This window comes from Rossellomorea aquimaris, from assembly GCF_001877785.1.
In the GTDB taxonomy this organism is placed as follows: Bacteria; Bacillota; Bacilli; order Bacillales; family Bacillaceae_B; genus Rossellomorea; species Rossellomorea aquimaris_A.
The window spans coordinates 38,948-54,594 of record NZ_MINN01000071.1 but is presented as its reverse complement, the minus strand read 5'-3'; the positions used below and the strand labels follow the sequence as shown (position 1 = coordinate 54,594).

At 44.1% G+C, this 15,647-nt stretch carries 16 protein-coding genes, 1 tRNA gene and 1 rRNA gene; 4 read left to right on the top strand and 14 right to left on the bottom strand.

Annotated features, from left to right (window positions below; all coding sequences use genetic code 11):
- Nucleotides 1-199: ribosomal RNA gene (locus BHE18_RS23440) — 16S ribosomal RNA — on the bottom strand; the annotation flags it as partial.
- A 355-nt stretch (nt 200-554) separates the two neighbouring features.
- Here BHE18_RS23440 and BHE18_RS03355 point away from each other — a divergent pair.
- Nucleotides 555-734 carry a hypothetical protein gene (locus BHE18_RS03355; RefSeq protein ID WP_071617231.1) on the top strand — a complete coding sequence of 60 codons (180 nt, stop codon included), beginning with the start codon at nt 555-557 and terminating at the stop codon, nt 732-734.
- Between the two features lie 70 nt (nt 735-804).
- Here the strand turns inward: BHE18_RS03355 and BHE18_RS23725 are convergent, their stop codons facing one another.
- From BHE18_RS23725 to BHE18_RS03345, 3 genes are all read right to left on the bottom strand, one after another.
- Nucleotides 805-939, bottom strand: a complete 135-nt coding sequence (locus BHE18_RS23725; protein ID WP_268876288.1) for a hypothetical protein — start codon at nt 937-939, stop codon at nt 805-807.
- A gap of 75 nt (nt 940-1,014) precedes the next feature.
- A complete protein-coding gene (locus BHE18_RS22640) occupies nt 1,015-1,302 on the bottom strand; it encodes a hypothetical protein (RefSeq protein WP_083573597.1) in 288 nt (95 codons plus the stop codon).
- Nucleotides 1,283-2,212, bottom strand: coding sequence for a DMT family transporter (locus tag BHE18_RS03345; RefSeq protein ID WP_071617230.1), 930 nt, complete (start codon nt 2,210-2,212; stop codon nt 1,283-1,285). The genes BHE18_RS22640 and BHE18_RS03345 overlap by 20 nt, the downstream gene beginning before the upstream one ends.
- A gap of 145 nt (nt 2,213-2,357) precedes the next feature.
- On the opposite strand from BHE18_RS03345, the gene BHE18_RS03340 reads away from it, so the two are divergent.
- Nucleotides 2,358-3,050 (top strand): MgtC/SapB family protein, encoded by a 693-nt coding sequence (locus tag BHE18_RS03340; protein WP_440480376.1) that lies wholly within the window; start codon nt 2,358-2,360, stop codon nt 3,048-3,050.
- Between the two features lie 31 nt (nt 3,051-3,081).
- Here BHE18_RS03340 and BHE18_RS03335 read toward each other — a convergent pair whose 3' ends face one another.
- From BHE18_RS03335 to BHE18_RS03305, 7 genes are all read right to left on the bottom strand, one after another.
- Nucleotides 3,082-3,816, bottom strand: a complete 735-nt coding sequence (locus tag BHE18_RS03335) for an MgtC/SapB family protein (RefSeq protein ID WP_071617229.1) — start codon at nt 3,814-3,816, stop codon at nt 3,082-3,084.
- Nucleotides 3,817-3,965: 149 nt separating this feature from the next.
- Entirely contained in the window at nt 3,966-5,837 is a 1,872-nt protein-coding gene (locus tag BHE18_RS03330) for a PTS fructose transporter subunit IIABC (protein WP_071617228.1), read from the bottom strand.
- A 15-nt stretch (nt 5,838-5,852) separates the two neighbouring features.
- Complete coding sequence (pfkB, locus tag BHE18_RS03325; RefSeq protein ID WP_071617227.1) at nt 5,853-6,764, bottom strand: 1-phosphofructokinase; 912 nt, start codon at nt 6,762-6,764, stop codon at nt 5,853-5,855.
- Complete coding sequence (locus BHE18_RS03320) at nt 6,761-7,513, bottom strand: DeoR/GlpR family DNA-binding transcription regulator (RefSeq protein ID WP_071617226.1); 753 nt, start codon at nt 7,511-7,513, stop codon at nt 6,761-6,763. Before BHE18_RS03320 ends, pfkB begins: the two co-directional genes overlap by 4 nt.
- Before the next feature lie 207 nt (nt 7,514-7,720).
- On the bottom strand, nt 7,721-9,697 hold the full coding sequence (locus tag BHE18_RS03315; protein WP_071617233.1) for an LTA synthase family protein: 1,977 nt from the start codon (nt 9,695-9,697) through the stop codon (nt 7,721-7,723).
- 419 nt (nt 9,698-10,116) lie between these two features.
- On the bottom strand, nt 10,117-10,938 hold the full coding sequence (locus tag BHE18_RS03310; protein ID WP_071617225.1) for a Cof-type HAD-IIB family hydrolase: 822 nt from the start codon (nt 10,936-10,938) through the stop codon (nt 10,117-10,119).
- Nucleotides 10,939-11,057: 119 nt separating this feature from the next.
- Nucleotides 11,058-12,581, bottom strand: a complete 1,524-nt coding sequence (locus tag BHE18_RS03305) for a BCCT family transporter (protein WP_071617224.1) — start codon at nt 12,579-12,581, stop codon at nt 11,058-11,060.
- 266 nt (nt 12,582-12,847) lie between these two features.
- Here BHE18_RS03305 and BHE18_RS03300 point away from each other — a divergent pair.
- Nucleotides 12,848-12,920: transfer RNA gene (locus BHE18_RS03300), tRNA-Ala, on the top strand.
- 92 nt (nt 12,921-13,012) lie between these two features.
- On the opposite strand, the gene BHE18_RS03295 is transcribed toward BHE18_RS03300, so the two are convergent.
- The 3 genes from BHE18_RS03295 to cidR form a co-directional block, all read right to left on the bottom strand.
- Nucleotides 13,013-13,387: a hypothetical protein gene (locus tag BHE18_RS03295; protein ID WP_071617223.1), complete on the bottom strand. Its 375-nt coding sequence runs from the start codon at nt 13,385-13,387 to the stop codon at nt 13,013-13,015.
- On the bottom strand, nt 13,384-13,920 hold the full coding sequence (locus BHE18_RS03290; protein WP_071617222.1) for an acyl-CoA thioesterase: 537 nt from the start codon (nt 13,918-13,920) through the stop codon (nt 13,384-13,386). Before BHE18_RS03290 ends, BHE18_RS03295 begins: the two co-directional genes overlap by 4 nt.
- Before the next feature lie 205 nt (nt 13,921-14,125).
- Nucleotides 14,126-15,019: a cidABC operon transcriptional activator CidR gene (gene cidR / locus BHE18_RS03285; RefSeq protein ID WP_071617221.1), complete on the bottom strand. Its 894-nt coding sequence runs from the start codon at nt 15,017-15,019 to the stop codon at nt 14,126-14,128.
- A 184-nt stretch (nt 15,020-15,203) separates the two neighbouring features.
- Between cidR and BHE18_RS03280 the strand changes: the two genes are divergently transcribed.
- Nucleotides 15,204-15,617 carry a hypothetical protein gene (locus BHE18_RS03280; RefSeq protein WP_071617220.1) on the top strand — a complete coding sequence of 138 codons (414 nt, stop codon included), beginning with the start codon at nt 15,204-15,206 and terminating at the stop codon, nt 15,615-15,617.
- The last annotated feature ends 30 nt before the right edge of the window (nt 15,618-15,647 follow it).

Here is a 15,647-nt window from a genome sequence, read left to right as displayed (position 1 = left end):
CACACATGCGAGGAACTGAGTTATCCGGTATTAGCCCCGGTTTCCCGGAGTTATCCCAGTCTTACAGGCAGGTTACCCACGTGTTACTCACCCGTCCGCCGCTGATCTCAGGGAGCAAGCTCCCATCGATCCGCTCGACTTGCATGTATTAGGCACGCCGCCAGCGTTCGTCCTGAGCCAGGATCAAACTCTCCGATAAAAGTTTGAATAGCTCTTTTTGCAACGATTAAATCGTTGCGGTAAATCTAGAATTAACGTTGACGTAATTGTCTTGTTTTGTTCAGTTTTCAAGGTTCAATTTGTTGCTTTCGCTCCGTTTGAAGCGACTTTATTAGCATAACATATATTTCTCATTCGCGTCAACAACTTTTTTTAATTTCTTTTCTGAAATGTTGTTGCTGTATCAGCGACGTTTATTAATATATCACGCCCTCAAAGTTATTGCAATATATTTTTACAAAAAAATTATTCTGTGTCCATTTTTTTCTTGTTCTTCCTTTGGGACAAGCTTCATATATTTGAAAGTAGACTTTCCCTGAAAGGAGTTTCAGTTAATGACAGTTATGGATGCAGCCCAGTACCTCTCTTACTTTATGGCCATTTACCTGTTTGCATACTCGTATGTAGCCGGACTGAAAATCTGTGAAAGCACAAAACCAGTCAGAGGTTTGACTTTTATATTGTCAGTCGTCATGGCATTTGTTTTTTCATGTTTCACTTACACGTTCTCATAATACAAATAGTATCAGCCATAAAAAAAGACGCAAATCAATTTGCGTCTTTTTCTGTGCCCTTCATGCCCGTCTATAATCCAAACAGCAAGCCTTCTTCATCATATACCTTTCCGCCGATTGATATCTTTTGCTCTTTGACGATCTCAGGACAGAAAGAGTAATAAAAATGCTTGGATGGATTTTCTTTCAACACCCAGACGAGCATATTGGAATGGCCCTGTGCTTTTAACTCCGCCCTCGCAAAGCGGAACAGTTCGCTTCCGATTCCACTTCGCTGGTTCTATTTTAATAAATAGATGGCATAAAGTTCACCATCATACAGTTTGTCACGTTCCCTTCCTATGGAAACGAAACCGGCAATCCTTCCGGTATGAAGTACGCATACATAGGTTTGATGAGGACCGGCAAGAATGCCTTCCCACCTCTCCCTTCTCTCCTCCACATTTAAGGCATCAAGGTAATCGCCTGACACAATTCCTTTATACGTCGTTTTCCAGCTGTTAATATGTACATTGGCAATTCCTTCTGCATCCTTTCGCACCGCTTTTCTAATACGGTATTTCTTCATTGTTTTTCACCTCATTCACTTGTTGTACCATTTTCTTAACCTTTCTTTCTTCTATTAGAAAAAGAGTTACACCAAGAATGATGATCAAACCGCCAACTACCTGGGTAAGAAGTATTTTTTCAGACAACAGCCAATAGGCTAGTAAAGAGGCCCCGATGGGTTCGAATAAAATCGCCATCGATATGGTCGATGTGCTTAACCACTTCAGTGACCAATTAAAGAGGGTATGACCAAGAAGCGTAGGGACAATCGCCAGTAGCAGGAAGTAGACCCAGTCTTCTCTTGGATAAGGTCCGAGACTCTCACCCCGGCTTAAAGCATAAAATAACAGTACTATTGCACTGATTGTATAGACCAGGTACGTATAGGTAATCAGAGAAAGCCTTTTACGGATGGTCTGCCCGAAAAGGAGATAGCCGGTCACCAAAGCGCAGGCAAGCAAGGCTAAAATATCCCCCCAAAGTGCTTCTCCGCTGATTCTGAAATCCCCCCAGCTGATGATGAAGCTGCCCGCCACCGCAAGGAATGCGGAAATGACCGCTTTTCCGGTCAGCTTTTCCTGAAAGAAAAGATACGCACCAATAAATGCGAACAGCGGCTGCAGGGTAACAAGTACCGTCGAACTTGCAACAGACGTGTAGTTGAGAGACTCGAACCAAAGAATAAAATGAAAAGCCAGAAATATACCGGCGACGATGGAAAATGCCCAATCTCTTAAAGTAATAAGTTTGAGTTCCCTCACATATTTTAAGAAAAATACCGGGGACATCAACAAAATTGTGAAGAAAAGCCTGTAGAATGCCAGAATCCCGGCAGGAGCGCTCGAAACCTTCACAAAGATGGCTGAGGTTGATACGGAAATCACCCCGATTGCAAGTAGAAGATAAGGATTTACTTTTGTATCTGACATGTAGACACCCCCGTGTTTTCTTAAGGTAATAACAGGCATTCAGCCTTAATAATCAATTGTTCTCATTTTAATAAAACGAGAGAAAGAATACTATAACCAATTCATCATTTTTTACAATTGTTGAAAGGGAGATGGAGGGGGTCAAGTGCATTTCATAGACACGGCACTTTACTTGAAGCTGGGAATCTCTGCTGTACTGGGGCTGGTCATCGGGCTGGAAAGGGAATTAAAAAGGAAGCCTGTCGGTCTTAAGACTTCACTTGTCATTTGTATCGTAAGCTGCCTTTTGACGGTCGTATCCATTGAATCGGCGTATATTTCCGAAGGCTCGGAAAAAGTGAACATCACCATGGATCCGCTGCGGCTTGCAGCTCAGATTGTATCAGGGATCGGATTTCTTGGCGCAGGGGTCATCCTGCGGAAGGGAAATGACAGTATATCCGGGCTTACAACTGCAGCGATGATCTGGGGGGCGGCGGGCATCGGAATTGCGGTAGGGGCCGGCTTCTATATGGAAGCAACTGCAGGAGTCATCCTTATCATCGTTTCCGTGGAGGTCGTACCTACGATCATCACGTTCATAGGACCGAAGCGGCTGCGCGAAAAGGAATTATTCCTTCGGGCTACAATCAAGGAAAAGCATGAGATCAGAGCAATTATAGATCAAATCAAACAAGAGGACATTGCAATTGAAAACATCCGTATTAAAGATTTGAAAAATAATTTGCATCTGCTTGAGTTGAAGATCATTGTTGACTTCAGAAAGAAGACAACGGATATTTATTACAGGATATCCGAGATTGAAGGGATCAAGGATGTTGAAATTGAAAGTCTGTAAATGTAAAATGACCCCCTGTACACCACGGGGGTCATTTCTTATGAAGCTGGATCTTTTCAATGCATGGCAGTTCTTTCACCACTTCAAGTACTCTATTGAAGTTGACAATATCAGGGGTGAGGATGAGCAGGGAATATTTAAAACTGTCAATCCCTTTAAGATCATCATCGTCCTCGATCTGATACTGTGTGATTTCGATGCCGTGACTTGTAATCGCATCATTGATGGCACTGATATTCCCTTCACCTTTTTTCACAACAAGGCTTAAAAGCAGGAGTTTCTTATGCCTGACTCTTTCTTTATAGAACATTTCAAATTTATTTAAGAAAAATAAGGTCATGACGATGATCAAAGTCGTAAATATCGCTTCATAATACATACCGATCCCTACAACAAGTCCGAGACCCGCCACAACCCAGATGCTCGCTGCAGTGGTCAGTCCCCTGACTGTCACTCCTCCATGCACCATGATCGTTCCTGCACCGAGAAAACCGATCCCTGAGATAACATAAGACGGGATTCGGCTGGGATCGAACCCCACCAGCTCCGGGTGCTCCTCCAGGAAAGGTTCAAAACCATATAATGAAACCAGCATCAATAAACAAGACCCTACACCCACAAGGATATGTGTCCGCAATCCGGCCGGGTGGTTCTTTGATTCCCTTTCAATCCCGATCAGACCGCTCAAAATCACAATCAGCATGATGCGGATCAGGGAAGTTTCATACTCGTCCGGAAGTTCCGGCACCCATTCGAAAAAGTCCATAAGCGTCCCCTCTTTACTTTCTTCTATTACGTATACTTTTAACCTGAAACGCCAATTTTAAAACCAATCATTTTGGAAGAGGCGTTGAAACGTCATTCAATGCAAAAATAAAAACCAGGCGACAAACGCCACCTGGTAGGATGTTCTTTTTATTTTACAGGCTTCTTCAAGAAACCAACCATCAAGGCCGTAATGACTGAACCAATCAGCACAGCCACCAGATAAAGGAACGGATTACCTTCGACCACCGGGAAGACGAATAGTCCTCCGTGCGGGGCAGGCAGTCCGATGCCAAAGGCCATCGTCAGGGCACCTGCAACCGCTGAACCAGTCACAATCGATGGAATCACCCGGAAAGGATCTGCCGCCGCGAACGGGATCGCCCCCTCCGTGATGAAGGATGCTCCCATGAAGTAGGCGGCAATCCCTGCTTTCCTTTCATTATCTTTGAATTTACTTTTAAAGAATGTAGTGGCAAGTGCCAATCCAAGCGGAGGAACCATACCGCCCGCCATAATCGCTGCGTGTGGTGCAAGGTTTCCTCCTTCGATCATCGCAATACCGAAAGTGAATGCGGCCTTGTTGATCGGTCCGCCCATATCAACCGCCATCATTCCGCCAAGAATCAACCCAAGTACAACCAGGTTTCCTGTGCCCAGTCCGTCCAGCCAGTTCTGAATCCCGCTGTTAACTGTGCTCAGCGGCTCTACCAGGAACTGAAGCATAATGACACCGGTAATGAAAATGCCGAGCAACGGATAAATCAAAACGGGTTTAATGCCTTCAAGCGGGGCCGGGAAATTCTTCGTTAAACGCTTGATTCCCACGACAACGTAACCTGCAAGGAAACCGGCAATGATCCCTCCCAGAAATCCACTCTGGCCAGTCGCAGCAATCAGACCCCCGACCATCCCCGGGGCAAATCCTGGACGGTCTGCAATGCTCATCGCAATGAATCCGGCGAGAACAGGAACCATCAGGTAAAATGCATTCTCTCCGCCTATTTTATTTAAAATGGCCGCAAATTCATTATACTCCGGAGAATCGGGATTCGCGGATTGAATCCCAAAAAGGAATGAAATCGCGATCAGGATCCCCCCGCCGACAACAAACGGAAGCATATTCGATACACCATTCATCAAATGCTTGTAGAAACCTGTGCGCTGCTTTTTCTCTTCCCCCTGTTCCTCTTTATCTTCCGACCCCTTAGTTCCGCTGTACAGGGGAGCATCCTTGTTGACTGCTTTTTCAAGAAGCACCTGCGGCTTTCTGATCGCTTCTGCCACCGGGACTTCGATGACAGGCTTCCCTTTAAAACGGTTCATCTCCACTTTTGTATCGGCAGCGACAATGATGGCTGGAGCGCTTTCAATTTCGTCCGCAGTCAGCACATCCTTCGCTCCCCCGGAACCATTCGTCTCCACCTTCAGACCAATCCCGAGCTCTTTTGCCTTCGCTTTCAGCGCATCGGCTGCCATGTAAGTATGCGCAATCCCGGTAGGGCAGGCAGTCACAGCGAGCACTTTCCCTTCACTGGGGGAAGACTCTTCGGAAGCTGGCTCTTCTTCTTTATCATGAAGATTAATAATCTCTAAAACTTCCTCCTCCGTGGCTGCATTCACCAATGCTTTACGGACACTTTCATCCATCAATATGGAAGAAAGGCGGCTGAGCGCCTCCAAGTGTGTTTGGTTCGCCCCTTCGGTTGCCGCAATCATGAAGAACAGATGTGCAGGAGCTCCGTCCAGGGACTCATAATCGATTCCGTCCGCCGATTTTCCGAATGCAATCGCCGGTGACTTTACTGCCGATGTTTTTGCATGGGGAATGGCAATCCCTTCACCGATGCCTGTCGTACTCTGTGATTCGCGATTGTGAATCGCTTTTTTGAATTCTTCCGCATCCTGAAGTTTCCCGCCTTTATCAAGGACGGAAACAAGCTCATCAATGACCGATTTTTTTGATGATGCCTGCAGATTCAATGCGATGGTCTCTTTTCTTAAAAGCTCTGTTATACGCATTGTACTTCCTCCCTTTTATCTTTTACTGATTTCAATTTGTTTAAATAAGTCGTTTACTTTAACTTCATCGCAAAGTCCGATTGAAAAAGCCGTCGCCGATCCTGCTGCAGTTCCCAGTCGGAATGAATCTTCAATGCTGTACCCTTTTGAAAGGCCAGCAAGGAATCCGGCCACGGTTGAATCTCCCGCTCCGACTGAACTCTTCAGCTCACCAACAGGTGCGGACGCTTGATACACATCTTCACCCGTTAACAGGAGAGCACCTTTCTCTGCCATGGATACAATCACATTTACAGGGCCTTTTCCTTTCAATTTTTTCCCATAATGGACCGCGTCTTCGATTGATTTGATTTCCACACCGAATATTTCTCCCAGTTCATGATGGTTCGGTTTGATCAAAAAAGGCTTTAAGGAAAGTACCGGTTCAATCAATTTCTTTTCAGCGTCAATAATAATCCTCGTTCCCCGCTTCTCACAGAGAGAAGCCGCTTCCTGATAGAATGATTCAGGGACGGAAGCAGGTATACTCCCAGCGAGTACAAGGGTATCTTTCTCTGATAAAGCTGAAATTTGATTAAGCAGAATATCCAACTGCTCCTTCGTGATGGATGGCCCGTTTCCATTTATTTCAGTTTCTTCGTCTGCCTTCACTTTCACATTGATCCTGGATACTTCATCTACTTCCACAAATTCAGATTCTATCTGTTCATCTTGCAAAAACCGCTTGATGAATTCACCAGTGAAGCCCCCCGCAAAACCTAACGCAGTACTTTTCACATCCAGGACATGAAGGACGCGTGAGACATTGATCCCTTTTCCGCCGGGCAGAGCATTTTCTTTCACCGACCGGTTCAATCCTCCCTGCGTGAAATGATCAAGCTCCATGATATAATCAACTGATGGATTCAGGGTTAAGGTATATATCATGCTGTCACAACCTTTACTGTAGTTTTTTCCATATATGCCGTGTCAGGTTCTTCCCCACTGCCATTCGTAATGACAACCGCCTCATTTAAATCAGCAATTTTACTGAACGCTATCTCACCGAATTTCGAATCGTCGGCGAGAATAAATGCTTCTCTCGAAAGTTCAATTGACGTCTTCTTCACTTGCGCTTCTTCAGGGTCAGGTGTCGTGAATCCGTATTGCGGATGGACCCCATTCGTTCCAAGGAACGCTTTATCAAACCGATATTTTTGAAGAGATTCAATGGCGCCGCTTCCTATCACCGCTTTTGTTGTCGGTTTCACGCTCCCCCCGATGAGGTACGTCTTGAATCCTTTTTGGAGCAGGGCATCCACATGAGTCAACCCATTTGTCACAATCACGATATCAATCTCAGGAAGAAACTCGATTATACCTAATGTGGTGGTCCCTGCATCCAGAAATATGCAGTCCCCTTCTTCAACAAGACCTGCCGCAAAACGTCCGATCATGCTTTTTTCATGAAAGCTTTTGGATGTTTTCTCAGAAACCGTCAATTCTTTCAGCTTTCCTTGCAGCCGCGCCGCTCCCCCGTGAACCCTTTTTAAATACTTTCCTTGTTCAAGCTGGGTCAAATCCCGTCTGATCGTTGATTCAGACGCTTCCGTCAATTCAGCGATATCCTGAATCTTGATGGTTTCCTTATCTTTCAGTAAATCTAAAATGATTCGGTGTCTTTCCTCAGTAAGCATAAGCTCCTCCTGCAATTCTTTATTACCTTCATTATAATGAGAACGTTTTCAAAAATCAATCATTTTCTGTCACTTACAGTCAAAAACAATCATTAAACCATCAAAAACACTCATGATGAATTACTCCGGTTAAGGACGGACCAGCATCCAGTACCAATAAAAAAGCCAGCCCCGGAATGCACCGGAACTGGCTTTTGATCAAATAAATTATTCGTGATTTTCTTCATGCTGCTGAGCTTCAGGATTTTCTGAGCTTTTTGGATTTGGATTGACATACTGATAATCCTTACGATCGATCGGCGTATATCCTTCCGGCTCATAGAAGCGCATTAAATCCTCATAAACTACTTTGTCTGAAAGCTCGAGACGTTTTTGAGCGTCTTTACTCATGCCTTCGCAAGCTTTTGCGGCTTCTTCATTACCTTCTTCAACCGGCTTGCCTGTTTCGTTATCGTAGCAGACACCTTTAATGTTTGAATACTTATCGGAAATGACATCACCATTTCGGAAAGGAACAATCTGCTTATGTTCTTTAGAAAGCAAGTCCTGACCGAAGCTTAGATAATCTTTTGTCTCCACTCCGAGAAGGTGCATGATCGTAGGGCGAATGTCAATCTGTCCGCCGTACGTATGGTTGACTCCACCTTCAGCACCAGAATTCAGGATGAATAATGGTACACGCTGGAGCTGGGCACTCTCATAATCTCCGACTTCTTTTCCAAGGATTTCTGACATTGCTTTATTGTGATTGTCAGAAATACCATAGTGGTCACCGTAAAGGACGATCATCGTATTGTCATAAAGACCCTTTTCTTTCAAGTCGTTCACGAAGTTTTCCAATTGCTTATCCATGTAGTGAGCGGTCTGGAAGTAACGATTCACTACACCATCATTCGTTTCAGCCGTAGGGAAGTTTGCATCCTCCTCGTGACGGTCAAACGGGAAGTGATTGGACAATGTGATGAACTTCGTATAGAACGGCTGCTTCAAGCTTTCGAGCATCGGCATTGATTCTTCAAAGAACGGGCCGTCCTTCAAACCATAAGGAAGCTGTTCTTCCGGTTTGCTCATGTCGTAATACGTTGCATCAAAGAACTTGTCATACCCCATGGAACGGTACATCTCTGAACGGTTCCAGAACGTTTTGTAGTTACCATGGAACACAGCAGACGTATATCCTTTGTCCTTTAAGAGTGCAGGTGCTGACTGATACGTATTGTTCGCATGTGTCATGAATACCGCACCCTGTGGAAGCGGATATAGAGAGTTTTCAATGATAAACTCCGAGTCGGATGTTTTACCCTGCCCTGTTTGATGAAACAGGTTATCAAAGTACATGGCATCTTTATTATCAACTAAAGAATTCAGGAATGGTGTAACCTCCTGGCCATTGAGCTCTCTTCCAATCATAAATGACTGAAGGGATTCCATTGAGATGTATATAACATTTTTTCCTTCGGCTTTACCAAATGCCTCCGGGTTTGGAGCCGCTTTGTTCGCTTTCACAAAGTTCTCAACCTCCGAAACCTCGTTGCTGTCGGCCATGGCACGTTTAGCGTGTGTCTTTGAGTTCTGTACAACATCATAAATCGTAAAGTTCGTCGTACCCAGATATTTCACAAGATAGTTACGGTCAAAGCTGCGTGTCAATAACTCTGGACGATCAATATTCGCAAGACCAAGATTCAATAAGAACACAAGCACTGCTGATGTCATGACTGCAAATACCGCACGGAAGCGAAGTTTTTCCTGAGGCTTCACTTTCTTCGCGATCACAAGCCCAATGATGATGAACAGATCAAGGAAGTAAAGGATATCCACAGGACTGATCAGTTCAATGGCACTGCCTCCGAGCCCGTTATTGGTTTTTGCCTGCATAAGAACCGGTACTGTAATGAAATCATTAAAGAAACGATAGTACACTACGTTTGCATATAGAATGAAAGACATCAATAAATTAATGACGATAAATGCAATGTACCGTCCTCTGCCTTTCCAGAAAAGAGCAATTGCAAAGAAAAATAGTGCTGAGCTAAGCGGGTTTATAAATAGAATGAATTGCTGCATCACATTTTGAATGCCAAGATTGAATTCCGCCAAATAGACAGCATACGTTTTTAACCAGAATAAAATGACGACTGTAAAGAAGAAAGTCAACTTCCCAGCACGCATCTCACTGCGCATGTCATTGAAACGGTTCTTAAAGAAGTTCATACTTCATCACCTTTATTATTAATATTTAGTAAAGTAAATTTGTAGTTTTGTAAATCAGATTGAGTCAACAGAAAGTATTATAACAGAAATTAATTTCAGCTGTATAACATTTTGGTGTGATTCGTAACAAAAATATTTCACCGTGATTCGACAAAAATGGTTGGCTTCTGTAGTGGAATACGATAATGACAAGGATTGTTACGTTATTTCGAAATGAATTACATTTTAGATACGTGGATGAAGCTTCATAAATTGTAAATAAATACAAGAAAGATGTTTCCGTTGTTTTTATCCTTTATCTCTTTCCCGCAACTATACCGCCCGTAAACCTGGAATGTAAATGTAAAATTAACCAAATGTAAAGCTTTTACAGAAAAAGTTTGAAACCTTTACACATGTGTCATTTCCTTGAGTACAAACTGTTCCACAACTTCAGCCACGCCGTCTTCCATATTAGAAGATGTGACATGATCAGCATTCTTCTTTATATCTTCCGGTGCATTGCCCATCGCAACACCAAGACCGGAAAACTCAATCATAGCCAGATCATTGTAGCTGTCGCCGATGGCTATGACTTCTTCCCTGCTGATACCGAGTGGTTTGATCAGATAATCCAGGCTCGCCCCTTTTGTCACTCCAAGCTGCGTAAATTCGAGAAAGAATGGTTTTGAGCGCATGACACACAGTTCGCCGTCCAATTCCTCCTGCAGCTTCTTCTCCACTTCCACCAGTCTTTCCGCTTCTTTCAGCATAAGAGCCTTGACGACCGGTCCGTCTATCGCTTCTTTAAAGTCCGGCACCACCTGCACCGGCAGTCCTGTCAGTCTGCTTTCGATCTCTGCAAATTCATTCGGTTCTTCTACAAGGATCGCATCATCAGAATACGTCAGGATCCCGACACCTTCACGTTTGCTTAAATCATATAATCGATGCGCTGTTTCAGCTGATAATGAACGGCTGTAAATTTCGTCATCCGTACTGCAATTGATGATGACGGATCCGTTAAACGATAAAATATAGCTTCCAAACTCATTCAGTTTCAGTTCTTCCGCCACCCGGCGCATCCCATAGGTCGGCCTGCCAGATGCGAGGACCACCTTCACACCGTTCTCCTGAGCTTTCATCAGTGCTTTTTTTGTTCGTCCGGAGATCGTTTGGTCATCCCGGAGCAATGTATCATCTAAATCAAGAACGATCATTTTATAATTCATTAATAGAAATCCTTTCTATAGTAGAAAATATATTTCCCTACTATAACATCAAAAGGATTTTTAATAAAAGGAAATCTTTGTGAACAGTAGCCCCCTTCCCCCAAAAAAGACAGCTGAGATCAGCTGCCTTTTTTCAATGTATGATGTTTTTGGTCATGTGACGTGGATCTTAACTCCGATCGTATGTCTTTGTAAAAAGAGACTCCCATCAGGATGATCACCAGGGCAAACGGAAGAGCTGCGATGATCAGCATATTCTGCAGTCCCTGGGTGCCCCCGAAATAAACGACGGCGGCCGCCATCATCGATTGAATCAATCCCCATGAAATCTTGACCTGATTTCCAGGATTTAATCGGCCGTCCGTACTGAGCATTCCCAATACAAAAGTTGCGGAATCTGCGGAAGTGATGAAGAAAATCGCGATGACAAAAATCGTAATGATGGACATAAAGGTTCCGAGCGGATATTCAGCAAGCGTCCCGAATGTCGAGGTCTCAAGACTTAACTTAGAAATGGCCGCTATCCCAAGATTCTCGAGACGCAGGGCAGAGACCCCAAATACAGAGAAGAAGATGAAGCATACAAGGGAAGGGAGCAAAAGAACACCGAATAAAAATTCCTTGATTGTCCGGCCCCTTGAAATCCTCGCAATGAATATCCCGACAAAAGGCGCCCAGGAGATCCACCACGCCCAGTAAAAAATGGTCCAGCCATTGATCCAGGTCCTGCCCTCGGCATCCATTGGAGCTATGCGCAGGCTCATTTTAAAGAAATCCGCAGCATAATTTCCAAGTGTATTCGTAAACATATTCAAAATCAGCATTGTCGGCCCGACGATGAATAATAGAACTAACAGGAATGCGGCAAGACCCATATTGATGTTACTCAAATATTTGATCCCTTTCCCGATGCCTGACCATGCAGACCAGATGAATAAAATGGTCGATACAGCCAATACAATCAGCTGTACAGTGTAATTGTTGGGGGTGCCGAATAAAAAGGACAGCCCTCCTGTTATCTGTGCCGATCCGAACCCGAGGGTAGCGGCAACACCGACAACCGTCGCAAATACAGCAAGGACATCGATCCCTTGCCCCAATGGGCCTCTCATACGTTTCTCTCCGAATAACGGGGTGAGCGTGGCACTGATGAGACCCCTTGCCCCCCGGTTGAACTTAAAGTAGGCCAATACCAGCGCAACAATGCCGTAGACCGCCCACGCATGGATGCCCCAGTGAAAAAAGGAATATTTAAGCGCATCCCTTACCGCTGCATCTGTTCCCAGCTCTGCTGACGGACTGCTTTTGAATGCATGGGATATTGGTTCTGCTGTCGTCCAGAAGACAAGCCCCATCCCCATTCCTGCACTGAACAGCATAGCGAACCATGAGGAGTTGCTGAACTCAGGTTTTTCTCCATCCTTCCCGAGTCTGACTTTCCCGTAGCGAGAAAACATTAAATATACGCAGAATAGTAAAATGGCAATAACAATAAGCAAATAAAACCAGCCGAATTTATCCAGGATTCCCTGTGTGAATGCAGCAGTGATTTTTTCCAAATGTTTCGGGGCGGCAGACCCCCATACAACAACGATCAAAGAAACAAATAGTGAATACCAAAATACTCGTGTAGCCTGATTCATGTGTCACCTCTCTAAATTATGTATCGTACCATGTTAACATACCTCTCTTAGATAGCCGGAAAACCGACCGGAGGGAATTAATTTTTATTATTATCCTCGCAGCCGGACTTCCTATACGGATATGAATAAGGTGAATAGTGATGCACCATTTAAATATGAAAGAAAGTGAAAAAATTTAATTCTGCATAGAATTCTTATTGACAACAAAACAGACTATCCATTAAACTATTTTCATAACCGTTAACGCGGGGTACATATTGAAACAAGGGGCATTAGCTCAGCTGGGAGAGCGTTTGGCTGGCAGCCAAAAGGTCAGCGGTTCGATCCCGCTATGCTCCATACCAAGAAAAACAGGGAAAACCTTAGTGGTTTTCCTTGTTTTTTATTTATAGAAAAAACCGCCAGATTACTTAAGCTGACGGCTTTTCTCACTATTTAATGATTGTAGACCCCTGAAGCAGTTCCGGCTTAGCCCCAAGAATCAACAAAAACAGTTTCGAATCACTGATGTTGCGGTGTTTCTTCATAAGTTCCTTCAATTGAATGACTTGCGGATGATCTTTCAATTTTCTCACTTCCTGCTGATACAAAGTAAGAATCGATCCCCTTACGAAGCGCGGCTCGTAATCCGGCAGTTCTTTATCCCTCAATAAAGATCCCATATATCCATATTTCAACTGAAGCTGTCTCGTCAGACTGACTACATGAACAAGCTGCTCGTTCAAGTCCGGATATTCATGCTTCAGAGATTCCACATCTTTTTTTGCATCGTTCAGATCATGTAAGCTTTCAAGCATAGTTGTCATGAAGCTTCCCCTCCCAAGTTCCAAGGTTTCTCAAGTCCTATGATTTCAGTCAGTGTTTTACTGTGCTTCCGGCGGATCCGTCTTCTTTCTGCACGTTCCTTCCCTGATTCATAAAGGAACTTTTCCTCTTCTGTCTCAGGGATAATTTCAGGTACCTTGACCGGTTTTTTATTTTCATCAAGAGCTACAAAGGTAAGAAAAGCTGTTGCGGCCATCCTTCTTTCCCCTGTCATCATGTCTTCAGCGATCACCTTGCAGAAGATCTCCATCGATTTATTTCCAACGTAAGAGACATATGACTCCACGCATACGGAATCAGATTGTTGAATCGGATAAAGGAAATCGATGGAGTCGGTTGATGCTGTCACGCATTCTTTCACCCTTGCATGGCGTCTTGCAGATAATGTTGCATTATTATCAAGCTTCTTCATCAATACACCCCCGAACAATGTATTGTAGTTATTCAGATCATTGATCATGACCTGGTCCGTATTGACGACCAGACTTTCTTTAGGATGCTTGGCTTCTTTCATGGTGAACAATCCCTTCTGTGTGAATTGGTATTTCAAACGTTTGATACCCAAAGTGTACGCCTGAGTGTTCTATAAGTGAAATGAATGTTCTTTATCACTGGCATAGATATCATCAATGAGAATGCTTTCATCCAATTGGTATCAACGTATATATCTGGAAGATCATGATGAATTTTTTTACTATTTGAATAAAAAAAGCATCCCTTTATTCAGAGATGCTTCCCATCAGCCTGCCCTGGGTGTACTTCAGCCACTCGGCAGTCGCGTAAGATAAATATTGATTTTTTCTCCATATAATTGCAAGATCCCATTCAATGACAGGTTTCACCACTTTGATTGCGGTGAGGTCCTCCTTGAGAAGACTGTATACGCTGGCAGGCAAAATGGAAATCCCCAGCTCCGCCTCGATCATCTTCCCGATAAAATCCCACTGAGAGCTTTCGGAAACGACCTGCGGCATAAAACCGGCTTCTTTACACGCTGCTTTGATCCGGTCATTCAGTGCAAAATCTTTGTTGAAAAGAATGAATGATTCTTCCTCCAATTCTTCCATTTTGATCTGTTTTCTGATGGCGAACTTATGGCTTGGAGGAATGACTGCCAGGAGTTCTTCTTTCATGAAGGAGAAATGATGAAAATCATCGCCGCTCACAGGAAGGACGGCGATCCCGACATCCAACTGGTCTGACATGATGTCTTCTTCTATCCTTTTCGTCCCGTTTTCGATAAGCTGAAACGTGATGCGTGGATACAGTTTGTGGAATTCCCCAAGCACACGGATAAAATGACCGGCATCCATGATCGGCGGCAGCCCGATCCTGATATGCCCCCTCTGCAGTCCGATCAGGTCATCGAGTTCATGCTGGATGTTCACGAATGCTTTATCGATCGTTTGCGCCTGCTGCAGGATCGCCCTTCCGGCATCGGTCAGCACAAGCTGCCTCCGCGAGCGGTCGAACAGCTCCACCCCAAGTTCTTCTTCAAGATTCCTGATCATCTTACTGATGGTGGGCTGGGTCACAAATAAGTGATCCGCTGCCTTGGTAAAACTTCTAAGCCTCGTCACTTCAATGAAATATTTTAAGTGTCTGATATCCATAACTGCACCTCTTTTCTTAGGTCTCCGGTTCACACATTATAGCATCCCGGCGGCTCCCGGATACAGATCACCCGAGACAACCAGATATTGCATGGCCGCTTTCCATGTTCACAGTTAGATCTTTGACCAAACCTGCATAAGTTCTTATACTGATTAGTAAGTTCTTGAAGGGCAGTGATACAAAATGCTATACATATGGAATATTGAGAAGATCATCCAGCAGACATTATCTCAGCACAGCTTGAAGATCAACTACGAAGCGAACAACAGTCTCACTGTGCCGATGAGTTATAACGTATCCCATAATACAATCAGATTTAATTATTTGAAGATCAATGGATATATAGCGAAGTTGAATATCAGGGTACCGGAGGAGGAGCTTGTCCGGATTGTCCTTTACCGCGTGCTCGGTTATTATCTGGACTTTAAGAAAAACAAACATGACACCAGGATTTTGATGTACGGGGATGACAAAGAGAAAGCAGTCCTTAAGAATCTGATTGAGAAAAATGCGTGGATTTACGGCAGGACACTGGTGCCTGAAGAGCTGATAAGCGCTTATGACCGGATGTATGAATTGGATAAAGTTCTCCTGTAATAACGTGAAAATCACCTGCCGCTCTTAAGC